Origin of the sequence: Leyella stercorea (genome assembly GCF_021531355.1) — a bacterium.
Lineage (GTDB): Bacteria > Bacteroidota > Bacteroidia > Bacteroidales > Bacteroidaceae > Prevotella.
Window position 1 is genome coordinate 142,627 of record NZ_JADYTS010000001.1, and the last position, 24,498, is coordinate 167,124.

Consider the following 24,498-nt stretch of genomic DNA (forward strand, 5'->3'; position numbering starts at 1 on the left):
GTATGGATGTTAATAAGGTTATAATAATTGTGCTTTTGCTCGTGGCAGTGGTGGGCTATGTTCGCCTCTACCGCCACTATCGTCGTAACATCAAGAAGGTGCGTTTCCTTTTTGATGCCATTGACAATGGCGACTTCTCCTTCAACTTCCCCACAGAAAAGAGGAATAAGGAGGACAAGATTCTGCACCAATCTCTTAACCGCATCAAGCTTTTCCTGCAGCATACAAGGGAGGAGCAGATGGAGCGGGAGAAATATTACGAGCAGATACTGAATGCGGTGGATACGGGCATAATGGTGGTGGACAGTCAGGACAACATCCTGCAGCACAATCAGGCTGCTCTCCGATTGCTCAACGCCGACGTGCTCACACACATGAACCAGGTAAAAGGAAAACTAAAGGACGAACATCTGGCTAAGCACGAGACGCAAGCCATGCTAAAGGACAAGCATGTGCGCATCATCGCCCTGAGCGACGTAAGCCACGAACTTAGCAACCAAGAGGTGGACTCATGGATTAAGTTGATTCGTGTGCTCACTCATGAAATCATGAACACTATCACACCTGTCACTTCACTCAGCGAGACATTACTGAAAGAACTCAATAGCGAAGAACTGTATACTGCCAAATCGTTATCTGCAGAGCAAGCTAAATTGAAACAAGGCTTGGAAACCATACATAAAACCGGAACCGAACTCTTGGCATTCGTCAACAACTATCGCCGTTTCACTCATGTGCCTAAGCCCCAACCCGCACTCTTCTATGTGGAGCCGTTCCTCGAACGTATGGCAATGCTTTGCAATCATGAAGTGGAAATAGCGGTAACACCAAAGGACTTGTTGGCTTATGCCGACGAGAGCCTTATCTCGCACGTAGTGACAAATCTTCTGAAGAATGCCGTAGAAGCCTTTAATGGCTTACAATCCGAGCCTACAACCAAACCATCCATCCGTCTTCATGCCTACACCAATGAGCAGGAAGCCGTCATCATCGACGTAAGCAACAACGCTGGTCTTATCCCCGACGACATAGCCTCCCACATCTTCATTCCTTTCTTCACCACTAAGCCCGAAGGAAGCGGCATCGGTCTCTCCCTATCCCGCCAAATCATGCGAGTAAGCGGAGGCAGCCTTTCGCTACATCAGGACAAGGCGCAAGGCATCACCACATTCCGCATCATCATTCCTTAACGATACTATTGCTTTATCCAAAGTAAGCATCAATGCCAACCAAAGGTATGTTCTCCATCCATTCTTGGTCAACATATCCTTTCATTGAAATACGAAGACCCTTCAATCCTGTGTTGTCTTTCACAAACTGAGATAATGAACGAGCACGAACATTCTCTTCTGCTTTTACTTCGATTGGAATAACTCTATTATCATTCTGAATGACAAAATCTATTTCTGAAGGAGTCTTGCTATTGCTCCAATAATAAGGAGTAAAGCCAATGACCTTGAGTTGCTGCATCACATATTGTTCCGTGAACATTCCCTTGAACTCCGTAAACACATTGTCGCCTACAAGCATCTGGTCGATTGGGGCATCCGACATACACGCCAAAAGCCCACAATCCAACAAAAATAGCTTAAAAGCATCAAAGTCCTCATAAAACTTAAGTGGCATCTTTGGCTCACTGATACGGTTTACCTTATATATAATACCTGCATCCAAAAGCCATTGAATGGCAAGCTCAAAGTCCTTAGCCCTACTTCCCTTACGGATAGCGCCATATATAAACTTCTTGTTTTCCTTTGCCAGCTGAGCAGGAAGAGAGCTTAACAACTGACGGATTCTTACAGATTCACTCTCCGAAGTATGCTTGGAAATATCACGCCCATAAGCATCCAATATCTCTCTCTGCAAAGTGCGAACTTGTTGAAGGTCTGCATTTCTCACAAAGTTGCTCACTACACCTGGCATACCTCCCACAAAGTAGTATTGGCGCAACAATTCCACCATCTTGGGCATCATCGTATCTATCAATGGCCAATCCTTGGAATGCAAGATATCTATCCAACCCTCATTGCCTGTAGCTTCAAGAAACTCCTCATAATCCATAGGAAATATATTAAGCATATCAACCTTACCCACGGGGAAAGACTCCCCCTTACCCAATGTTACACCAAGCAAAGAGCCAGCCACCATCACATGATACTCTGGTGCTTTTTCACAGAAATATTTCAGACTGTGAAGTCCTCTTGGAATCTCTTGTATCTCATCCAAGATAATCAAAGTATCGCCAGGAGTAACCTTGACACCTGTTATCGCCTGCAAAGTCATCAATATTCGATTAATGTCGTAGTCTAAATCAAAGAGTTGTTTCATTCTCGGCTCATCATCACAGTTGACGTATGCGACCTTATTATACTCTCGTTCTCCAAAATGTTGCATAATCCAAGTCTTGCCAACTTGTCTTGCACCAAGCAGCATCAAGGGCTTTCTATCCTTGTTTTCCTTCCACTTTAGAAGCTGTTGATATATCTTTCTTTTCATAAAAGTCTAACATTTAATAACTTACACTGCAAAGATACACTTTTTCGATGATAAAAATCAGTAAAAACAACACTTTTTCGAGGATAGAAATCAACAAAAACAACACTTTTTCGATGATAAACCTCAAAAAAGCAAAAGAATCTCCCAAGTACAGCATATACTTAGGAGATTCATTCTGACATAAATTTATGAGGATAATTCTACTCTTCGCTCTATTTCACCAGAAAGTCGTAGAAAGGAGTATACATCAAATTATTAGGCTGTAGATACATCTTTTTACTCTTGAAATCTATCAGCATATTGAAACGTTTCAAGAAGTTGTTGCCTATCATTCCATCTACATCTTTCTCGTTCAGCATACCAGAATTAAGAGTGGAGAAAGCTCCTGGGATTTTGGGCAGAACATATTGTCCAACCCTTACTTCGTCAAAATAGACATTCTTCAGTTCACCGCTGCCACCGTCGGAGCTTGTTATGCGTGATATGGCAAACGGCTTCTTTGTGCCAAGAAGACGATTTCTATTCACGAATGTAGTGCTAAGATCGATAATGCGGTCGGAACCAGTGTCCACTTCGAGTTGCAGTCGGTATGTTGATTCATTGAGTTTAATAGGTATCTCTATAAACGGTACACCATATTTATATACGAATGGCAGAATAACATAGGATTCAGATATCAAGACCAACGCACTGTCTTTGGGATAGCAGTATATCTTATGCTTGTCGTAGTTGATTTCGATGTTGAACGCACTAAGTCCGTTAAGTCCTAACACACCGTCCCACATATCTTGAGAGAAAGGGATATTCACACATTCAGCCTTGTCGTATTGTATGGTTCCTATAGTCAGCGAGTTGTCATGGCTCGCTGTAACTTTATTGAAGCCAGTGGTTCCCATATTATCAACCGTATCTTTCTCGTGTATTAATCCTTTCAGTTTTCTGGAGTTGGTGTTCAGAGTTATGGTTGTAGCACCTGTGTCAACCAAGAAGTTCAATGAGTCGGAACCATTCACAAATGCTGTGACATAAATGCGTCCGTCGTCACCTATTGTAAAAGGAATCTCACCTACCGGCTCTATGCTTGTCATCTTTTTGGCTGCATTGACTGGACAATAAATCAGAGCCAAAATCAAAGCTAAAAACAATACAACCTTCTTCATCTTGTCTTGTTGTTTTGTCATCTGTGTTGGGCTTATGATTAAGCTTGGTACAGATGGTTGCAAAAGTAATAATTTTTGAGGATTAAAATCAAAGAAAGCCACACTTTTTTGAGGATAGTTTCCAATTTTTCAAAGAAAAGTTGGTGCTTAACCATAAATATAGTATCTTTACCTATGCAAAAGCAGAAGTTTATGGCATTCGAAAAGGAAATCAAGGAATACGAGGAGTTGAGACGCAAATATCAAACCTCGATTATCAATAAAATGGATAGAGAAGAGTACGTGAAATACAACGAAGTACTCTTCTCTACCCATTCGTGCGCCATTGAGGGCAACTCCTTCTCCGTAGATGATACTCGTGAACTGAAGGAGAAAGGATTAGGGATGATTCCCACGGGAAAGACACTTTTTGAGGCTTTCGAAATGCTCGACCACTTTGACGCATTCGAGTACGTGATGCAAAACACAAAGCATCCGCTTGACGAGAGTCTTCTGAAAGAAATCAACAAACGGGTTACATGCCATACGCTTTCTTATCGTTCTCCTGAAGCCATTCCTGGCGAATACACCACCACGGACATGGCTGCAGGCGATACGGTATTTGGCAATCACGAAGAACTCATCGCCAGAGTTCCCAAGCTGTTGGAATCTACAGAAAAGGCTATCCTTTCTGCCGCTGCTCATCCTATGATACTTGCAGCCCGCTTTCATGGCTTCTACGAATATCTACATCCCTTCCGTGACGGGAACGGAAGAACAGGACGACTCGTCAGCAACTACATTCTATTACGCTTGGGGCATCCTCTTCTCATCATCCCCTCTGATGCCCGTCAGGAATATATTTCCGCTCTCCGCATGATTCGCACGGAAGCAACCGACGAGCATCTTATCCGCTTCTTCTTTAAAATGGCAACGCAAAGAATGAAGGAAGAACTGAAGCAGAAAGAGGCTAACACCAAGCGATTTATGACATTCGTCTTCTGAGAAAGCCGTATTATATTTTATTGTTCGCCGTATCCACGATGCTGCCATCAAACAATCGGATGATGCGATTGGCAATCTTGGCATCGTGCTCATTATGCGTCACCATGACGATGGTGGTGCCCTCGTGGTTAAGTTCGGTAAGCAGACGCATTACTTCGGCACCATTCTTTGAATCGAGGTTACCCGTAGGCTCATCGGCAAGGATAAGCTTAGGTCCGAAGACCACGGCACGAGCGATGGCAACTCGCTGCTGCTGACCACCAGAGAGCTGATGAGGGAAATGCTTGGCACGATGGCTGATGGCCATGCGCTTCATGATGGCTTCCACCTTTGTCTTGCGCTCAGCCTTCGGAATGTTGAGGTAAGTAAGAGGAAGTTCGATGTTCTCCTCTACAGTCAATTCGTCAATGAGGTTGAAGCTCTGAAACACAAAGCCTATCTCACCCTTGCGCACATCCGTACGTTCGTTTTCTTTAAGGTTAGCCACCTCATGATTGCCCAAGAAATATTTTCCCGATGTAGGATTATCCAATAATCCAAGGATATTGAGCAAAGTGGATTTGCCGCAACCTGACGGTCCCATGATGGCAACAAACTCACCATCTTCTACTGTGAACGATACATTATTTAAAGCTATAGTCTCCACATCCTCTGTGCGGAATGACTTGCAAAGATTTTCTACTTTTATCATTTTATTATTTTTTTAAGTTAAAGAAATTAAGGAGTTAAAGAGATGCTTGTCTTGCTAAAAGTTAGGAATGTAGGAGAAAAGACTATTGTCTTAACTCCTTGACTTCTTAACTCCTTAACTCCCGATTATTTTATTCATCCTTGAGATATTTCACCGGATTACTATTCGCCACCTTGTAGCAGTTGATGATTACTGATAGGGCGATGATGACGAGCAGCAGAATCGTAACACATATAAAGAGTAAAGGTGTGATAGTAATCTTCTCGCTGAACGACATGAGCCATTGTCTGGCTATAAGCCAAGCCACAATGTCGCCTACGATGATGCAAGGCAAAGCTATCTTCATGATATTCTTCAGGAAGATGCGCAGAATGTCCTTCACCTTCGCTCCGTTAACCTTTCTTATCGCAATCTCCTTGCGGCGGCGGTTTACCTCATCACTCGTATAACCCACCAATCCGAAGAGGGCGATAATCATCGTAACGATACCAGCCACGAGGATGCCGTTGCGGAAATTGAGCTGGGAAGAATACTGGTTAGCCAGTTCAGAGGCATAACTCTTCACGATGACCTTATTGTTAGGATACAACGACTGCATCTTCTGCTGTAGCTCCGACAACGATTCTTCCTGCATATCCTTAAACTTTACAAGCATATAATAAGCCGTCTTGGCTGCATAGAAATACAGTACAGGGAACTCCTTCATATCGTCGCCATCGGCAGACATGTCACCCCAGCGGATATTCTTGCACACGCCACAAACCGTCAGCTTGAGTGGATTTACACCGTCATCATGTCCCGAACAAGTAATCTGCTTGCCTACCACACCATCTTGCCAATGCCAGATATTGATGAGTTTTTCAGCACCCCGTTCATCAATAATCACCTGACGGCAACTGTCATTGCGCTCTGTAAAGAACGTACCCTGTACTATCGAGATGTTCATCATCTTGAAGAAATTGTCGTCCACACCTTCCATATCCATGATGTTGAAGGTATTAGTATCATCACCTGGCTTTTGCACCATGTTTCCGCTTCTGCCGTATCCATTGAGCGGAATATGATAAGTGGAACAGCACTCCTTGACATTCGGCATTCGCTTGATTTCGGCAAGACACTGGTTGCGCTGGTCGCGATTGATGCCATCTACCGAGACGATGGCAACATTATCATAATCGTAACCAGGATTGGTGCCAAGCATCAGCTGATACTGACTGTTGATGATGTAGAGCAGACAGAACAGCAGTCCAGAGATAGCAAACTGTATGCCCAGCAACGTTAGTTTCCAGCGGTTGCGATTCTCGTTATAACCACGGAAGGCACTTGCCACCGGTATCTTGTTGTATAGCCAGCCCGGAACCAGACCGCCTACCAGCAACACCAGCAGGCAGATCATCACCAATATCCAACTGCCCCTGTTCTGAATCAGCGCGCTAACCGGAGCAGAAAGGAAATTCTCGATAGTTCCCTTGCAAAGGAATACGAGTATGACAGCCAAAATCACCGCCAAGCCTACATGCACCAATGCCTCAGAGAAGATGATGGCATGAATGTTCTTGGGTTTGGCTCCATAACACTTGCGCACCGCCATCTCGCGAGAACGCCCCACAAGATTGCCCACGATGATAAGCAGATAGTTCATTACCGACGTGAAGAGCAGCACGAAGGCAACGATGCTCAATATCCAGCTCATCATCTTTATGTATGGGTCATGGGTATAGACATCGCTCAACACCGTGAAATCAAAGGTAAGGTCTGCTCCCATCTTCTTCAGTTCCTTCAATGGAAAATGGTCTTGGCGCATCTTGTCGACGTAAGGCTTGAGTTCGTCGGCACGATGTCCCCTTGCCAACCGAATGTAGGAAATATAGTTATCATTTCCTATCCAATTATCTCTGCCATCGTAAGAATATACGTATGGCAAACTGGACATAGACAGAATAATCTGCGTGTTATGCAAGGAAGCCCCCCAAGGAAAAGCCTCGAAAACGCCATTAATGGTAAAGGTAGTACCAGGATAATTGGGAAGCGTGAAATGCTTGCCCACCACATTGCCGCCTATCGTGGCTGCCGTCTTCGAGTCGATGATGCAAGACAAGGGCTGTGATAATATCTGGCGAGCCTTGCCTACCAACATCTTCTGCGGAAAGACATCGAAGAAACAACTGTCTGCCATTATGATATTGGCAGACACGACGTTCTGGTTTTCAAGCTTGCATTGGGCATCGTTATAAAAAAAGTTAGTACTTGTAGCAACTTCCACCATAGGCGCATATTGCTTTACACCTTGGGCGATGGCTCCTGAAGTTTGATTGAACGTCATGGTCTTGCCCTGATTGCTGCTCACTTCAAATATCTGATACGTCCTATCCCATCCAGGGAAATACGTATCGTAGGTCTGCTCGAAATAAATCTCGGCGATAATCACCGAACTGATTGCCAGCCCGAGCGCCAGACACAATATCTTCACGAAGTTGTGCTGCCCCCTTCGAGGCAGATTCTTGAATGCGTTAATAATATTATTCATATCAATATTCTGTTTCAAGGGCGTTAGCCCAATTAATCACTAATCACTACTAATTAATCACTAAGACATCATTGTCCTTATATGCTTCGTAGCCACTAACGATAACCTGCTCGCCTGGCTCCAAACCTTCTAACACCTCATAGTATTGAGGATTCTGGCGACCGATGGTTATCTTCCGGCGATAAGCCTTCTTGCCACTCTTGTCTAAAACAAAAATCCATTGACCGCCCGTTACACTATAAAACGTGCCTTTAGGGATAATTATTGCCTGCTTCGACTGACCGAGCTGCAAATCTACATAATAGGTCTGACCGGTTCGGATGTTGCCAGGGCGAACGCCTTTGAAGACGAAGTCGATGCGGAACCTGCCGTCTCTCACTTCGGGATAAACCTTGCGAACCTGCAAGAGATATTGCTTGCCGTTCTGGACGAAAGAGGCATTAAGGCCTGGCTTCACACGGTCGATGTAATGCTCATCCACCTGCGCCTGCACCTTGTAATCGCTGAGATCGTTTATCACTCCTATCTTCTGTCCTGCCTGTATGCTCTGTCCAAGCTCCACATCCAGCAAACCAATCTCACCAGAAATGGTGCTGCGGATGTTCAGCTTCTCTTTGCGTTGGCGAACCAACTGCACATTCTTCTGCATGGCTTCAAGATTGTCGTCCATCTGATTCATCTGCGAACGGCGTAGCTGCGCATCCTTCTTCAGTCGCTTGCTAATGAGCGCATGCTTCTTTACGGCAAGTTCGTAGGCTTCCTTTGCCTTGAGATACTCTTCGCGCGAATTGAGTTCTTCCTTGTGCAAAGTCTCCTGATGCTCATAGGCTCGACGCTTGGTGATGACATCCTGCGAAAGCGTAAGCTCCTCGTTGCTATTGTTCAGTCGGTCCTGCTCCATAGAAATCTGGGTGTTGCGAAGCATGTCCTGCTTTTCGGCAAGTTCGCTCTCGGCATTCAGTATCTCAAGGTCGAGATTCGAATTGCTCAGTCGCACGATGACATCGCCCTTGTTCACATGAGCACCTTCATCTACTACTTTATCCAAAACAATACCACCTTCTTCCGAACTGATTTGCACAACGGAGATAGGCACCACCTGTCCGTCAACAGACACATAATCGTTGAACTGTGCCTTTTCTACATTTCCTATGCTCAAGCCTTTTCTGTCCACCTTCAGGGTGGAAGAGAAATTGCCCAAGCCCAACCATACGAGGAATGCTATCAGAACAGCTCCTCCTGCTATCCATGCCCAATACTTGCGGGGCACGAGATATTTTTTCTTTTCTATTTTAATGTCCATAGTTGTTTATCTTATTAAATTTTCTCCTTGGTAATAAGCAACCAGTCTCTGTTTGATGATGAGCAGCATTTGCATCTGGAGCTCTTTTATTCTACTCTCAAGAAGCGTTTGTGCTGCTGTATGAAGGTCGAAGGTGGAAAGCATTCCTTCCTCAAACTTACGGCTCGACATGTGATAGGCGAGCGAATCGGAGGCTACCTTCTTCTGCATCTGATGCAATTCCTTGGCGTAGCCTTCAGCATCCATTATTGCCTGGGCTATTTGGTCGTGAAGCTTGCGACGGGTTTCTTCAAGATTCACCTGAGCCAGTTGCCAGTTGTTGCGTGCCTTCTTCATACTGTGCCAACGGTCGCTATTATAAATAGGTATCGAAAGGGTCAATGCGAGATATTCGCCTCGATTGTTGCGAAACTGCGAGGCAAACCCATCGTATTGCCCTTTCAGAGAGAGATTCTTGTAATAGTTGGTAGTGATGCCACCACTGAGCGAGAGCGAGGGCAACAATCTGCCTTTTGCTATCTTATAGTCATAATGCGCCAGCTCCACTTCATACTCTGCCGACTTCATATCGGGAGAGATGTTCAGGAAACTCTGATAGATAGTTTCAGAGTTCGGCTTGTCGCCTATAGTCAGCTGACATGATGCAAGACTTTTCTCATTATCATTTGATTGAATATCCAACTTCAGTTTATCACCTACGGGATAATTCATAGCCGATTTCAAAGCGAGCAGACTCTGCCGTGCCACATTCTGCTGATGCGTAAGACAGTATTCGTCTTCAGCCACCTGCGATTCCATCTGCACCACATCCGGGCGTCCTTTCTCACCAAGTTCATACTGGCGTTTCGTCTTTGCCAGCATACGTCGGCTTTCGTCCAGCTTCTCGCTTGCTATCCGTATGCTTGCCTCTGCGTATGCAGCATCCACATATTTCTGCATCACGTCAATGGCTATATTGTCCTGCGCCTTCTGCATCGCCGTAGCAGAATAGTCACGGCTCAGTCGGGCTTGCCTGAAAGCATTGATTGTGGCGAAACCGTCAAACACATTCAGCTCGGCATAAAGCTGATAGTAGTTGTTGAATGTCGTCACATTATTATATGTATTGGTCTCAGGGTCGATGTTTCGTCCCCAAGCATACTGGCCCTGCACACCACCTGCGACGGTGGGCAAGAATGCGGCAACGGCATGATGATAGTCCTGCTTGCGTTGACGTGCGTTGATAGTCTCACGCTTCACATCCGTAGCATGCTCTGCTGCATACTTCATGCAGTCGTCAAGACCCCAACTCTGTGCCGAGACTACTGACGCAACCATCAACCATCCTATCAGTAATACTTTTCTTTTCATAATCCTCATTATTTTGACATTATAAGGACAAGGGCTGTGCCAAAACAATAACTCTACTGATAATCAGAAGATTAGCATAAAAGGCTCATAAAACATAATGTCCAATAATTAGACACAGCCGTCAAATTATTGGACAAAGAAATACACCCACGTTTTTTACTTTTCATCAATATCAAGGTCAAATAGATGTAACAGATAGAAGTTGATGCTATGACGATAAATGATAATGATATAATAGAAACACTGAACGAAAGCCGGGAGACGGGCTTCAGGATGCTTCTGAACAAGTATCAGGAGCCTGTCTACTGGCACATCCGCCGACTGGTGGTCTCGCACGATGATGCTCAGGATGCCACACAAGAGACGTTTGTGAGGATGTTCCGCTCGCTCGGACAGTTTCGGGGTGACAGCTCCTTGCGTACATGGCTGTATCGCATTGCCACCAACGAGGCACTGCGACTAATAAGCAAGCGTCGGCAGGAGATGGTTTCGTTCGATTCGCTTACGACAGGCGTGGACATCATTGCTGCCGACAACTACATTGATTATGCCGACAAGCTGGCGGTGAAACTGCAAAAGGCAATTCTGACATTACCACCCAAACAGCAGTTGGCTTTCAACCTGCGCTACTATGACGAACTCGGTTTTGACGAGATAGCCAAGATAGCCGACTCTACTGCTACAAGCATCAAGTCAAGCTATCATGTTGCCAAAGAGAAAATAATAAAGTATATGAACTCAAACGATTAAGGATATGGACAAGAATTTCGATTTCAATCAAGTGGGCAAACGCATGCCGTACGCTACTCCTGACGATTTCTTCGCCAAGATGCAGAGCAACATCCTTGATGCCGTACAAGATAGCACCACGAAGAATACAGACTCTAAAGCGAAGAAACGTCAAGTCCGTAAGTGGCTTTGGCCCGTATCGCTGTCGGCAGCAGCTGCAGTTGCCGCAATGTTTGTCATCAACATGCACTTCTTTGCTCCCAAGCCGTCAGCGGCTTCAAATGATATGCTGGAGGTAGAACAGGCGTTCGCCCAACTCTCGGATGGCGACCAGGCTTTTATTCTGGATGTATATCAGGATGATGTGTTCATCAACAATTAAGTCAATAAATGTATAACATAAATAAAAATCACAGATTATGAAAAAGATTTTCAACGTAATGATGCTTGTCATCGCAATGATGATGTTCACCGTCAACTCTTTCGCTCAGGCTCCCAACAATAAGCAGCGCCTCACTCGCGAACAGCTTGCAGAGAAGCAGGCTCAACACATAGCCAAAGACCTTGCTCTTGACGATGAAACTACAGCCAAGTTCATCAACACCTACATACAATGCCAGAAGGAGATCTGGGCTCTTGGTCCGCGTCCTCGTCGCAATGGCAATAACAATGGTCGCAATGGCAATAACAATGAGGAGCAAATTGGGCAGAACATCAAGAAGCGCTTCGAAATGAGCGAGAAGATTCTCGACATCCGACAGAAGTATTACAAGGAATACTCAAAGTTTATGACACAGAAGCAGATTCAGCGTGTATATGAAATTGAGAAGAACATGATGAAGCGATTCGCTCAGCATAGAGGAAAGAAAGGACAACGCCCCATGCGCGGTCAATTCGGACCACGACCAATGGATAAGAACTCTACAAAATAAAAAGTAGTAGGTTGGTCGTTGAATTGAAACTAATTTTGTACCTTTGCATTCGCTTACTCACGAGTAAGCAGGTGCAAAGGTCCCGTAGCTTAGCTGAATAGAGCGTCAGATTCCGGTTCTGAAGGTCTTGGGTTTGAATCCCAACGGGATCACTGGAAAAAAGGAGAGTCATGTGTTGGCTCTCCTTTTTGCTTATAAAGAGCAGAAAGATCTGGTTGAGAAAAAGTTCTGAATGTCTTGGGTTTGAATCCCAACGGGATCACTGGAAAAAAGGAGAGTCACGTGTTGGCTCTCCTTTTTGCTTATCGAATGGTATGGGGGAGTGCAGACCTTTATGTGGATATGTGAAGACAACATCGTGGAAGTACCATTCGACAAGGAATTCTAAAAAGGGCGATAGATAACAATAAACTACGCTCCGCAGGGTATGCTACTTTAATGGAGACGTATCTCGAATGGTATCCAAAAAGTCAACAATACAAGCTACTATGTTGCCCGCGTTACTGGGCAATATAAAGACAACTACTCCTCCATGAACATACGGCATGGACTGTATTTGTTTGGATTGATGAGAAACTCCTCTTCATCGATACCCATCTTTGACATTGCGTCAGAAGAAGAACTGGATGACTTCTGAGGAGCAAGTCCGGTGAGGATGATGCGTATCTGCTCATCGAGATCCTCGTAATGAGCACGTGTGTCGGCATCAGATGTCTTGGCATTCTGCACCATAGAGCGGATGCTCTTGAGGGCAGCATAGGCATACGGACGCTGGTCTTCCACCATAGTCACACGCCATGCTCTTGCAAAATTGTTGACAGCACGACGCTGAATGTGCTTAGTATAGTTGGACACCTTGGCTCCAGTCTTTGTGGAACGGAAGAGATAACCGAGGAGTTCGTTGACATAATCCATCGGCTTGTAGCTGTCCTGGAGATAGCAATGCTTGCTGATGAGATTGAGAGTCATAGCCGATGTGAGCGCATCGAGAGTGCGGTCCACGATAGGATAAACAGCATTCTCAGGCACGCGGTTGAGTCTGCGGGCGAAAGGTTGGTTCCAAAGCCATGCTGGTTCTACAATCATATTCTCATTGAGCCATGCCAATGCGCGACGCTGCACATCCTTTCCTACTGGTGTATATACAGGTCCTTCCTGGTCAGCGCTCTTGTAATCATGATATACACCGCTGATGTTCTTCTGCACATGACCGTAGAAGCGTCCCATCTGATTGATTACATTCTTGTATGCAAACTTGAGATTGGCATCCATATCAGCCTCCTCATAGTTCCATTTCTGGATGTTTGCCATGACGCGCTTGAGGTTCTTCACGCCGTAGGTGCTTGCCTTCATGGCATCATCGCCGAGGTCTTCTGTCTGTGCCTGAGGGTCATTGTCAGTGCCTTCACCACCAAACCAGTAGCGTGGACTCTCCTTGAGCTTATTGATAATCATATTGTTGAGAGTCAGGCGCTCGTCGCGTTCGCCCTTAGAATCAGGGAAATAGCGGTAGCCCCATTCTATTGCCCACTTGTCATAGTCATTGATACGAGGGAAGAGTCCGGCGTATGTCACGCTGTCTTCAGGCTGTGCCACATAGTTGAATCGGGCATAGTCCATGATGGAAGCCGTGTGTCCATGCTCTTCGAGCCATTCCTTGTCACGGAGTTTCTCTACAGGAGTGGCATGGCTTGCACCCATATTATGACGCAATCCGAGGGTATGACCTATCTCATGTGAAGATACGAAGCGGATGAGCTGGCCCATCAGTTCATCATCGAAGACAGGCTTCTGTGCGCGCTTATCCACAGCACCGACCTGTGTCTGATACCATGCGTGGAGCAACTGCATCACATTGTGATACCAACCCACGTGGCTCTCGATGATTTCACCGGAACGAGGGTCGCTGACATGCGGTCCGTAGGCATTGCTGATGTCGCTTGCGAGATAGCGTATCACGGAGTAGCGGGCATCCTCTAGGCTCATGGTGGAGTCGTTAGGCCATTCCTTTGCGCAGATGGCATTCTTGAAACCAGCCTTCTCAAATGCCGCATTCCAGTCGTTGACGCCGGCAATGAGGTAAGGCACCCATTTCTTAGGTGTAGCAGGGTCAATGTAATATACTATCTGCTTGACAGGCTCCACGAGTTCGCCACGGCGATAAGCCTCAATATCCTTAGGCTCCAGTCTCCATCTGGAGATGACCTGATGGCGCTTCACCTGCTGCTGATCGTCACCGAAGTCGGTGAATTCCTCGGTGAAATAGCCTACACGAGGGTCATAGGAACGGAATGCCATAGGCTCTTTAGGCAGAAGGACGAAGGAGGTGTTGACCTTCAGCGTGATGTTTCCCGTAATCTTTCCGGCAGGGATGCGTGTGCTTGCCTTCGAACCGTAGGTCTTTACGGTGACAATCTCGGTGTTGATAGGGAATGTGCTGATGCGCTCGATGTAGGAGAGGTCCTTCTTGAAAGCAGTCACTCCGAGTGCCGACTTGCTGCTTTCCTCAAGAGAGAGGACGGCATTGTCGGAATTAAACATATTTGTGACGTTGATACTGTAGAACTTCACTCCGGTGGAGTCTGTCAGCGTAGAGTCTATTTTGGTGGCATAGACGATAGGATCCTGGGTACAGTTGGCTACAGCAGTAGCAATCTTGTCATCACTCTTGACGCGTATGTCATAGAGATGAGCACGCAGGAGCATCTGCTTGTTGTTCTTTTCCCAGTAGAGCACCTGCTCATTGGCCAGTTCTCCGCCATATACTCCAGCATCCACAGGTGTGGAAACATAGCGTGTGGTGGTGAGAAAGAGTCTGCCGAGAAGTGAGTCTGGTATCTGGAAGTAATAGTCGTCCTTATGCTTCTGCACATTGAAGAGGCCTTTTACTGCCGGTTGTCTTACTTCTTTCTTTACGGGCTTGGTGACCTTTGACTTCTTTTTTGCCTGTGCTCCTGGACTTATCATTGCTGCCATGCACACAAGTAACAATAGTTTTTTCATTTGTTTGGTTTTAGAGTTGTTAATATTTTCTTCAGCCAGTGACGTGGCTGACACGGTGGCTTAATGCTATTTGCTGTACTTCTTGCCTCCGATGATGCGGATGCCAGTGCCGTTATAAGGCAGGCCTGTAATGCTGTATGCCTTGCCATTAGCGATAGAAGAGGCGATGGATTTGATGCCGGTAGCATCAAATTCCTCCACGTCTGTGAAGCCTGCATTTTCATAGTCAGCCTTGTTACCAGAAAGAACGTAGCACTTCTTCTTGTAGAGAGACTTCAGAGCACTGCTTCCAAGCTCAGGAAGCTTGCAGTAATAGCGGGAATACTTCGCATTGGTGCAGAGGTTGAAGGCATTCTTTTGCAGTTCGTTTACAGAAGCCGGAAGGATGAATGCCACAGCCTTTGCAGACTGGCAACCGCTCTCGCATATGGTCTCAAGCGATGTGCAGGGACTGAAATCGAGCACAAGATTGTAGCCTTTTGTCTTAGAGCTGTTCTTTGAGAGATTGAGGAAGGCACGATTGCCTATGGTCTTGAGGGCCGTGCAGCCTTTGAGATTGAGGGCGGTGCACTCATAACTCTGGGAGAAAGCACGCTCACCGATGGATTCCAAAGCCGAGCATCCTTCGAGATTGATGGTCTTTGCGCCCGTCTGTTCGAAGCCGTATTCCTCAATAGTCTTGAGATTGGCATGACCTGAGAGGTCTATTTCTGTGATTTTATAGCAAAATTTGAAGGCTTTGCCCTTGATAGTCTCAAGATTTGAGCAATTAGAGAAATCGACTGTCTCCAATTTTGACTGGTCTGAACTGTCGAAAGCGTATGAACCCACAGAAGTCATGGTAGCCGGGAAGATTATCTTCTTCAGCGGAATGATGGCATTATCATTCTCCTTCTTCTGGAAGACATTGGCAGGAAACTCATTAGCAGGGTACTCTATCGTGGTTTCGCCTACTTTCTCGGAGTAAGCGACGATGTTGGCATCCTTGAGGTCGAGCGTCTCTACCTTCATATTCTGGCGGATGAAGGCTATGTCAGCCTTGTTGATATTGCCGGTCAAGGTGAGGTCGATGACATTGAGGTCATCACCTTTGATGAGAGTGGAGAGGGTGCCGGCAGTCTCCACTTTGATAGTTTTTGTCTCAGCATGAGCAGTAAATGCCATGAGTGAGAATGCGATAAGGAGTAGATGTTTGCATTTCATAAGCGCTTCTTGTGTTTATTATTTATATTATTTGGATTATCAATATCTGCCGATTACGCAGTGGATATGATGGCTGGATACCTACATACACCTCGTGAAATAGGTGGCATAGCCGGGGATGATGTCCTGATATGCTTTGATGAGCTTGCCGGTCACGCTATCATAGACGCGGATGGAGGAGCAGCCAGTGGCTTGACGATAGGTCAGCATGACGGTGCAATCATCCTCATCACGCAGTCCTAAGCCAGTAATGAGAGGGAATACATCCACCAGTTGCTCGCCTTCATCGAGGCTAATCAGCAGTTTGGACTTCACAGGATTAAACTCTTTCATGTTGTAATAGTCGAAGCGATATACCTTATTGCCAACAGAATAGAAGGCATAGCTCTCGCCAAACGAGCCCCACCAATATCTTACAGTCCGTGCAAGAGAGGCATCAATCGGCATGATGCGCTTGAGAGAGATGGGCTGAACAGTGGTTTTGACATAGTTGACACAGAACTCATATATGGCATACTCTCCGTCACGCTTGCCTATCAGATATACCTCATACGGCTGATTGGAGCCCAATCCTGTGGCTTCGGTGAAGCATCCGCAGAGACTGTCGAGACGGAAAGGTTCGCCTTCAATGCTGATATGCTCCATCTGGTCGTTATAGACATGGTAGCAACCCACCGTATTGTCGTCATGCAGCACGAAGGTCACTTTCTTAAACCTCTGGAATTGCTTGCTCGACATAGCCTGACGCACATTGCGACTCTTGACAAAAGTGTTCTCATTGAATACAGGAAGCTTGCGGTCCAGACCATTGAAGACATGGAGATTACCATTGCAGATGAAGTATTTCGATGCGCCATAGCCGAAGGTGACATTGCTGATGTCCAGTCTGGAGGCGCTGCCCATATACACCTTATTATTATATTGCCGGTATATTCACCAACATTATGATAGAAACCATTGTCTGGATCAGCATTGCGCATGCTGATACATCTGCCCCAAGAAGGGCTTTGATCTGTGAAAACGGCTATCTCATTGAGGGCATACAGCGTGCCGTAATACTTGCCATTGATGGGTTCATCGGGGTTTATCCGCTCTATCATGTCGGGGTAATACTTCGTGAAGGCACGCACATCACCCTGCAATGACATCCATTCGGTGCGTCCGTCAGACTTCTGATAGACCACAATGGAGGACGGTGTGTATGTGCTCAGCACCTGGAAGGAGAATGTCTTGCGAAACTCCAGTCCGTTTTCCCTGTCCTTTGCTATGAAGACAGCAGGGATATCAGTCGCCATATTATATCCAGAAGGCAATGAAACCTCCCATACTAACTGCTTGCCAGTGGCAATTTCCTGCTGTTTGCCCACCACCCATCGGTAGTCATAGCGCAGGGAATCGGCCCCTTCGGAGAAGGTCAGCGAAGGGTTTATCCTCAGAGTGTCCCCCTGATAGAGCGTATATGAACCGTCAGTGGCAATGCCATTGATGGCAGTCACCTGCTGAATGTCGTCCGTGGCTTCGCTGTCTTTATCTCCATAGCATGAGAGAAGGGAGGTCATCACGATGCCGAGGATGAGCAACTGATAGTATATTCTTGTCTTTTTACGCATTATTCAAAGTATATTCTGTTACCGTTGGAGTCATATTCCTCATGTTGTTCAAACCATTGCTTGCAGAGCGAAATCCAATAATCGAGGATAACGCTGCTGCCGTCATCCACCCATTCAGGATCGGTGATGCCGCTGATTTCTAGAAAGACGGCACACTTACGGGCTGAATAGGTGATTTTGCTCAGTTTGCTATTGTTTTCCCAGAAGGCAGGAGCGATGGTAAGGTTTTTTGTAAACTGCACATCCACATACTGATACTCCGGCACTCCCGCCGAGAAATCGTCGCCCGGGATGAGTTTCAGGCGCATCTTGTATGTCGTTTCGCTGTCCATCTTATCTACGTGGATGGTGGCGCGGAGCGTGTCTTGATACATTCCGCTGCGAAACACTTGCTTGCTGTCGAAACTTACCACCGCAGAACTGGCGGTGACACCTTCGCTTTCTGCCTCCGAAATCATCACTCCGAAGTGACGGTCACGACCATAATCTATCACCCCCTGCAGGCGAACAGGTATCTGGAGCGTGTAGTCCGTCACCTTTCCACCAAGGAAATAGGCATTGAAACTATAGCTCTCTGGATAGTCTGCAGCAGAACCAAAGACAGTGCCGCGTGCTATATTGAGCGCACTGGTTGATGTGTCGTAGGTTTCCAGCGTATCTTCCGAGCAGGCTGCTACGGACAATAGGGCTGTGGCTGTAAGCATTATGTATAGAATTTTTCGCATTGCTGTAAGAGGTGAAAGTGTCAATATCCAAACTGTTTCTCGTAATCCGGCAACGGTAGCACATAAGCTGAGGCTGGAACGCTGACAGTATTGCCGTTGTAGTTTCCGTCATCAATGGACGAAAGGTTGCGGCGCTTGTAATAATAGAATAGTTGTCCCTCGCCGCGGAAGTCGCATACATACTCATGTGTCAGTTCATTCCACAAGGTCTGTGTGGTAGCTGTAGCCGGAAGAGCAGCCTCTCCGCGTTTCTGCTTTATAGTATTCAGAAGGCTCAAGGCATTCTCTCTGGTCTCAATACCATTGAGATTGCACTCAGCCAGGATGAGATACATCTCGCTGATTTTCAGCATAGGAACGACTGGGTCGCCGTATTTGCCGGCATCCTCCGACTTAACAGACCGCTGATAGCGTATCATATTGATTTTTCCATTTGCGCTCGGATTTTGGTATAGCCATGCTCTGCGCACATCATTGTCCTCGTATGCGTTGGCACTCTTGGCAAAATCGCCAGTCAGACCTTCATACCAGGAGCGTGAAACGGTGAGGATATTCTCGCAATAGAGGGCGAAAATCATCTCCGGCATGAAGATGCGGTCGGCTTTCTGCTCCACTCCGTAGATGTCAGTCTCAAGGATTTCCTCCGGAAGAATGAACCTGAACTTCTCCGAATCCAGCACTTCCTGGGCATAGCGTGCCGCCTCTGCATAATGTTGGCGATAGATTTCCATCCTTGCGAGCAAGGCAATGGCGGCGTAATAGTTCATCCTCTGCGTGCGGTCGTAAGCCATATAGCGGTTGCTGTATGTCTTGTTGCAATATAGAGGGTCCTTCTTCAGGTAGTCGCGAGCCTGCATAAGATCAGAGATAATGGTATCAATAAGCTGCTCATTACTCATTTTCTTACCGAGGACAAAGCCGAAGTCTGTCTTGAAGCGTACATTTCCCGACTCTGGATTTACCTCATAACTCTCATTGAATAATCTCATAAGGTCGAAATACATCAATGATCTGAGAGCGAGCGCTTCGCCATGAATGATGTCAATCACGTCGCTGTCAATCTTACCTTCCGCCTCCGGCAGTTTGGCAAGTAGCATATTGGCATTGACTATAGTGTTATACATCTTGAGCCAGATGGCAGAAACGAGTTCCTGTCCTCCGTCAGTGGTGTATCTGAACTGTGACCAAGCGACGCGATCGGGGTCATCTTCCTTGACGTTATATTGCTGTGTAAGCGGTTCGAGGGCTGTCAGAGTAAGGTTGCCACCATATAGTTCGGTGCTGCCCATGCTGATATATATGCCAGTCAGAGCGGTGTAGTAACCGTCTGCATTGACAAACATATCCTTCTCGTCAATCTCCGACTCGGCTCCTACATCAAACCATGAGCAGCTCTGCAGCAGTATAATGGATAATATGTATAATAATGTTTTGCGCATAATCAATAGGGGGGGAATGCGGTTTTTTGGATTTGCTGTTTCGTTGTTTCTACATTTGTTATCCAACGGTAGAAGCCGTTGGCACAGTGGGCGCTTTGCTGTTTGTCAGAAATTCACCTGAGCATTGAATGTTACCGAACGTGTGAAAGGATAACTGAGACCTCGCTCCTGCCTTATGGTGCTGGCATAGAAGAGGTCATTCGCTGTAATGGAGAGCCTTAGCATGGATATCCAGCTGTCACGGAGTCTGTCAGAGTCCATATTGTAAGCCAATCTCAGCGATGTCATGCTCAGTCTCTTTTCGTGCTGGACAAACCTTGACGTCGCTTTGGTGGCGCTGTTGTCGGTGATGGCCTTGTAGAGAGCCACATCGCCCGGCTTCTGCCATCGTTCGGTAAGGGCGCGGCGGTCGTTGTTTGTCATATAGTTGACGTTCTCTATCTTCTGGTGCAGGGTGTAGTTGTACTTGTCTGCGCCGAAGGAGTAATTGAGATGGGTGCCTATTTCCCATGACTTGTAGCGGATATTCAGTCCGGCATAGCCATTGAGAGTTGGCTCATTGACGCCTACCGGCACCTGATCCTGAGCATTCCATGTATAGGTGGTGTTGCCGTTACGGTCGATATAGAGTTCCTTTCCCGTGCCCGGATCGATGCCAAGGGAGCGCACTGCGTAGATGGTATTCATGGATTCACCCTCCTTGAAGAGGAATACTGGAGTGGTGGAACCCGAACCGTTGGCATTGACCATGTCGTTATATCGTTGGAGAGCGTCTGAAATCTTGAGTATGGTGTTATGGTTTCTTGTGCCGTTGAGCGTGACATTGACCAGGAGGTCCCTTGTGCGCACCGGGGAATAACTGATGTTGAAGTCAAAGCCCTCATTGCGAAGGTCGCCCATATTTGCCTTATAGGTGTCGAATCCCAATGATGGAGCGACGGTGATGCTGGTCAGGTTGCCCTTGGTCTTGTTGTTGTAATAGTTGAACTCCAGGTTGAGACGGTTCTTCCAGAGCGAAGCCTCCAGTCCGATGGTGCGGTTATATGTGGTCTGTCCCTTGAGGTCGGGATTGCCGAGTGTGGTGATTATTGCACCGAAGTATCCTCCATAGACCTTGGTCAGATAATTATACTGGTTGCTTGCCTGGTTGCGGTTATAGTTCTGGTTGCCCGTAGTGCCGACATTTGCACGCAAGGCGAGCTGTGATACCACACTGCTTCCGGCGAAGAAACGCTCATTATGCACGTTCCATCTCAGTCCGGCACTCCAGTAAGGCGTGGTCTGCTGATGGTCACCATAGAGCGAACTGCCGTCCATACGGATAGTAAGGTCACAGAGATAGCGGTTGGCGTAACTGTAGTTCTGGTTGCAGAAGATGCCGGCAGTGCGGACTTTGGACTTGCCTCCCGTGATTCTGCCGTACTTCTCATATTGCACTGCGTAGGAGATATAGTCCTGCGAATTGCCGAGAAATCCCGTCATGGTGTAGCTGTCGCTCTCATTTGATGTCTGCTTGGCTTCGGCTCCGAGTATCGCCTGCACGTCGAAACGACCGAAACTATGTGTATATGACGTCAGCATACTGCCATAGACGGTGGTCGAGGAACTGTGTCCGAGCGTATATTTTCCACGCTGGTAGAGCGCATCGGGCGTGATGGAGGAGTTGTTGTTGATATATTCGAAGCTGCCAGGCGATACATATGCGTCGTCACGGTCGCTGTCATGGCTGAGTGAGAACGACCCTTTCAGACGTACATCATCGGTGATGGTCCAGTTTATTCCGAAATTATTCGTCACGTTCATACCTCTCGAAGTGGAGTAACTGTTGAGGTATCGCGCTTCATAGACAGGCGACTGCATGGATGCCAGCACTCCGAGAGCGATGCCTTCAGGCGCTAAGTTTGACAGGGAAAGCATGCGGTAGTAGTTGCCGTCAGCATCTTTCTCCTGATAATAAGGCAGTGCCGAGGTGTAGGAAGAGAAGCTTCCGTAAGGCGATTCCTTGCTATCCACCATGGAAAACTGCAGGTCGTTGGTCACACGGATGCGGTGATTGGATATAATCAACTTTGTGCCAGCCTCGTAAGTGTCTCGTCCGCTGCCCTTCATTGCACCGTTGAGATTGCTGTAACTCAGGTTTGCCGCAAAGCGAACTTTCGTTCCGCCAGGCAGTGATGTCTTTGGTGAAGCCTCGATGATGAGTGAATGCTTGTGCTGGAAACCCATCTGCAAAGGCTTTGAAAGCCAATAGGTATCAACGCCACTGAGCACGGCACGGCGTGCCACATTATAGGAATTGGCATTCAGTCCTGCGTCTTCCCCCTCACGATATGCATCAAATACGCCGGCTTTCTTCTGAAATTCCAGCACCTCTGCCGCATTCATCAGATTGTAGGACGAAAGGTCCGGAATCTCAAACTTGCCGTTCATTGTATAGCTTATCTGCAGTTTTCCTGCCATCGGGGTGATGGTTTCGATGACCACTACACCGTTTGCGGCACGCGAACCGTATATCGCTGCTGCGGCAGCGTCCTTCAGTATAGTGATGCTCTTCACGCGATTGATGTCGAGGTCATATACTTTCTGCACGTTTACCTCAAAGCCATCGATTATGAACACGGGTAAAGTTGTCACTGTCTGCAGGTTGCTCTGCGAGATGTCCGGCATTGTATTCTGTCCTCTTATCTCTATCTGGTCAGGTATATGGTTAGGGTCAGAACCGTAAATGCCACGGGTATCTACCACCTGAAACGAGGGGTCGAACACCTTCAGACCTTCAAGCAGATTGGTGCTGTTGACCTTCATCAGTTCTTTGCCGGACACCTGCACCGCTGTTCCAGTGAAGCTGTTCTTCGTCTTGGAGTAATATCCCGTGACGACAGTCTCGCCTATCTTGCCAAACAGCATTATGTCATTCTTCTGTACGGTGCTGTCATTCTTTGCCATAGCGGTTTTTTCCTTGGCTGTCTTCTGTGTTTTGCTTTGCGCAAACACCACGGAGTCTGCCGCCATCAGCGTCAGTATGATCAATATTCTCGTTTTCATCGACTGATACGTTTATTGAGATAGTACAACTGTCCGTCGCCAAAGAGGTCACGACGGTATTCATCATATATCATCGGAAGGAGGTCAGCATCCTCCGATGCGTCGGCTGCGTAGGTCACATCCTTGCTTGATTGCATCGCTATAAGGCGTTGGCGTGCCTCCTGTTTGCGGTCCAGTCGCCACAAAGCTTCTGCCGCTATGAGCTGCACTTCGCCCAGTCTGATGTAAGGGATTGCAGCCGGAAGGTCGGTGCTTCCGCCGCTTTCTGTGCTCACATAGCCTGTAAGCAGGGTGTTCGGTCCGTATTTGTTTGACATTATCTGCGTGCCGTCTTCCTGCTCGCGGAACCATGCCCTGCGGCGGATGTCAGTCTGCTGGGCGTAAATGCGGTCGATGTCAGTACGGCATCTGACTTTCTTCTGGTCGAAAAGCGTTGCGCTCAGACGGGTGAAACCTGTCGGCAATGATGACAAAGCAAAGATATTCTCACGGGAGAAGCAGTAATCAGAACCATACTTGCCCGGTGTGACGAAGTAAAAGAGCTGATATCGTGTCGCCACCCGTGCCGGATCTGTATGCAGCATCACTGAGTCTGCATTGTCCAATGCCTTCTGATAGTCGCCTTTCCATAGCGCCACTCTGGCTTTCAGCGCCTTTACTGCATAGGCATTGAGCTGGAAAGTGCGCAGCCTTCGGTCTATTTCTCCCACTTTTACCGATGAAGGATTTGTGGCATTCATTATGGGGTCATTGGCAGAAAGCAGTCTGTCTGCCTTATCAAGCCATTCCTCCACTCCGTCCATAGGAAGGTCCAGAAGGCGGTGGAGGTCGAATGTCATGGCGGCTTTGATGGCATAGCACTCGCCCAGGACTATCTCCTTGAGTCCTGAAGTGAAGAATACCACCTTCGTATGCTCTGCTTCGTCTATTATCCTGTCGCAGGATTCTATGACTCTGTCGGCGCATATCCGCATCGTGTCCATACGCTGCCGCAATGCCGGAGCATCGAAGTGTAGCTCGGATGCCGCTGCAGTCTCTTCGTCATAAGGCTCCAATGTCTGTGAGGCGAACTCCATCATGCCGAGCGAAAGGGTGTTGCCGTAAAGCTCAGGAGCACGCATCTGCATGTAGATGCCGGTCAATGCCTGCATGAAAGCTGTCTCATCCTTGAAGAATTTCCCCGCAGTGACATTGCTGTCGTCGCCGGTCTTGTCGAAGAAATCATCGCAGCTCTGCAGCATTGTGCAAGCTATCATCATTATATATATTATTCTTATTCTCATTGTCGAATGGATTTCGTT

At 47.0% G+C, this 24,498-nt stretch carries 19 protein-coding genes and 1 tRNA gene; 6 read left to right on the forward strand and 14 right to left on the reverse strand.

What is annotated here, in order from left to right:
* Nucleotides 1–2 precede the first annotated feature (2 nt).
* Nucleotides 3–1,190 (forward strand): sensor histidine kinase, encoded by a 1,188-nt coding sequence (locus tag I6E38_RS00565; protein ID WP_235392147.1) that lies wholly within the window; start codon nt 3–5, stop codon nt 1,188–1,190.
* A 13-nt stretch (nt 1,191–1,203) separates the two neighbouring features.
* Here the strand turns inward: I6E38_RS00565 and I6E38_RS00570 are convergent, their stop codons facing one another.
* Together I6E38_RS00570 and I6E38_RS00575 are read right to left on the reverse strand one after the other, a co-directional pair.
* Complete coding sequence (locus I6E38_RS00570; RefSeq protein WP_235392148.1) at nt 1,204–2,496, reverse strand: ATP-binding protein; 1,293 nt, start codon at nt 2,494–2,496, stop codon at nt 1,204–1,206.
* Nucleotides 2,497–2,708: 212 nt separating this feature from the next.
* Complete coding sequence (locus tag I6E38_RS00575) at nt 2,709–3,677, reverse strand: aspartyl protease family protein (RefSeq protein WP_235392149.1); 969 nt, start codon at nt 3,675–3,677, stop codon at nt 2,709–2,711.
* Between the two features lie 171 nt (nt 3,678–3,848).
* Here I6E38_RS00575 and I6E38_RS00580 point away from each other — a divergent pair, with 171 nt between their 5' ends.
* The gene (locus tag I6E38_RS00580) at nt 3,849–4,640 is read left to right on the forward strand and encodes a Fic family protein (RefSeq protein WP_235392150.1); all 792 of its coding nucleotides are present in this window, start codon (nt 3,849–3,851) and stop codon (nt 4,638–4,640) included.
* A gap of 10 nt (nt 4,641–4,650) precedes the next feature.
* On the opposite strand, the gene I6E38_RS00585 is transcribed toward I6E38_RS00580, so the two are convergent.
* From I6E38_RS00585 to I6E38_RS00600, 4 genes are all read right to left on the reverse strand, one after another.
* On the reverse strand, nt 4,651–5,331 hold the full coding sequence (locus tag I6E38_RS00585; RefSeq protein ID WP_235392151.1) for an ABC transporter ATP-binding protein: 681 nt from the start codon (nt 5,329–5,331) through the stop codon (nt 4,651–4,653).
* Nucleotides 5,332–5,461: 130 nt separating this feature from the next.
* Nucleotides 5,462–7,858, reverse strand: a complete 2,397-nt coding sequence (locus I6E38_RS00590; RefSeq protein WP_235392152.1) for an ABC transporter permease — start codon at nt 7,856–7,858, stop codon at nt 5,462–5,464.
* A gap of 49 nt (nt 7,859–7,907) precedes the next feature.
* Nucleotides 7,908–9,161, reverse strand: coding sequence for an efflux RND transporter periplasmic adaptor subunit (locus I6E38_RS00595; RefSeq protein WP_235392153.1), 1,254 nt, complete (start codon nt 9,159–9,161; stop codon nt 7,908–7,910).
* 6 nt (nt 9,162–9,167) lie between these two features.
* Nucleotides 9,168–10,511 carry a TolC family protein gene (locus tag I6E38_RS00600; protein WP_235392154.1) on the reverse strand — a complete coding sequence of 448 codons (1,344 nt, stop codon included), beginning with the start codon at nt 10,509–10,511 and terminating at the stop codon, nt 9,168–9,170.
* A 210-nt stretch (nt 10,512–10,721) separates the two neighbouring features.
* On the opposite strand from I6E38_RS00600, the gene I6E38_RS00605 reads away from it, so the two are divergent.
* The 4 genes from I6E38_RS00605 (at nt 10,722) to I6E38_RS00620 (ending at nt 12,324) form a co-directional block, all read left to right on the forward strand.
* Nucleotides 10,722–11,261 carry an RNA polymerase sigma factor gene (locus I6E38_RS00605; protein ID WP_235392155.1) on the forward strand — a complete coding sequence of 180 codons (540 nt, stop codon included), beginning with the start codon at nt 10,722–10,724 and terminating at the stop codon, nt 11,259–11,261.
* A 4-nt stretch (nt 11,262–11,265) separates the two neighbouring features.
* Nucleotides 11,266–11,622 carry a hypothetical protein gene (locus I6E38_RS00610; protein WP_235392156.1) on the forward strand — a complete coding sequence of 119 codons (357 nt, stop codon included), beginning with the start codon at nt 11,266–11,268 and terminating at the stop codon, nt 11,620–11,622.
* A gap of 37 nt (nt 11,623–11,659) precedes the next feature.
* Nucleotides 11,660–12,172, forward strand: a complete 513-nt coding sequence (locus I6E38_RS00615; protein ID WP_235392157.1) for a hypothetical protein — start codon at nt 11,660–11,662, stop codon at nt 12,170–12,172.
* A 78-nt stretch (nt 12,173–12,250) separates the two neighbouring features.
* Nucleotides 12,251–12,324: transfer RNA gene (locus I6E38_RS00620), tRNA-Arg, on the forward strand.
* A 370-nt stretch (nt 12,325–12,694) separates the two neighbouring features.
* Here the strand turns inward: I6E38_RS00620 and I6E38_RS00625 are convergent.
* From I6E38_RS00625 to I6E38_RS00660, 8 genes are all read right to left on the reverse strand, one after another.
* Entirely contained in the window at nt 12,695–15,175 is a 2,481-nt protein-coding gene (locus I6E38_RS00625) for a zinc-dependent metalloprotease (RefSeq protein WP_235392158.1), read from the reverse strand.
* A gap of 66 nt (nt 15,176–15,241) precedes the next feature.
* Nucleotides 15,242–16,378, reverse strand: coding sequence for a leucine-rich repeat domain-containing protein (locus I6E38_RS00630; RefSeq protein WP_235392159.1), 1,137 nt, complete (start codon nt 16,376–16,378; stop codon nt 15,242–15,244).
* 81 nt (nt 16,379–16,459) lie between these two features.
* Nucleotides 16,460–17,116, reverse strand: coding sequence for a hypothetical protein (locus tag I6E38_RS00635; RefSeq protein WP_235392160.1), 657 nt, complete (start codon nt 17,114–17,116; stop codon nt 16,460–16,462).
* Entirely contained in the window at nt 17,080–17,988 is a 909-nt protein-coding gene (locus I6E38_RS00640; protein ID WP_235392161.1) for a PKD-like family lipoprotein, read from the reverse strand. Before I6E38_RS00640 ends, I6E38_RS00635 begins: the two co-directional genes overlap by 37 nt.
* On the reverse strand, nt 17,988–18,713 hold the full coding sequence (locus I6E38_RS00645) for a DUF4843 domain-containing protein (RefSeq protein WP_235392162.1): 726 nt from the start codon (nt 18,711–18,713) through the stop codon (nt 17,988–17,990). The genes I6E38_RS00640 and I6E38_RS00645 overlap by 1 nt, the downstream gene beginning before the upstream one ends.
* A 20-nt stretch (nt 18,714–18,733) precedes the next feature.
* Nucleotides 18,734–20,152 (reverse strand): RagB/SusD family nutrient uptake outer membrane protein, encoded by a 1,419-nt coding sequence (locus tag I6E38_RS00650; RefSeq protein WP_235392163.1) that lies wholly within the window; start codon nt 20,150–20,152, stop codon nt 18,734–18,736.
* A 105-nt stretch (nt 20,153–20,257) separates the two neighbouring features.
* Complete coding sequence (locus tag I6E38_RS00655) at nt 20,258–23,197, reverse strand: SusC/RagA family TonB-linked outer membrane protein (protein WP_235392164.1); 2,940 nt, start codon at nt 23,195–23,197, stop codon at nt 20,258–20,260.
* Nucleotides 23,194–24,480: a RagB/SusD family nutrient uptake outer membrane protein gene (locus I6E38_RS00660; RefSeq protein WP_235392165.1), complete on the reverse strand. Its 1,287-nt coding sequence runs from the start codon at nt 24,478–24,480 to the stop codon at nt 23,194–23,196. Before I6E38_RS00660 ends, I6E38_RS00655 begins: the two co-directional genes overlap by 4 nt.
* Nucleotides 24,481–24,498: the final 18 nt, after the last annotated feature.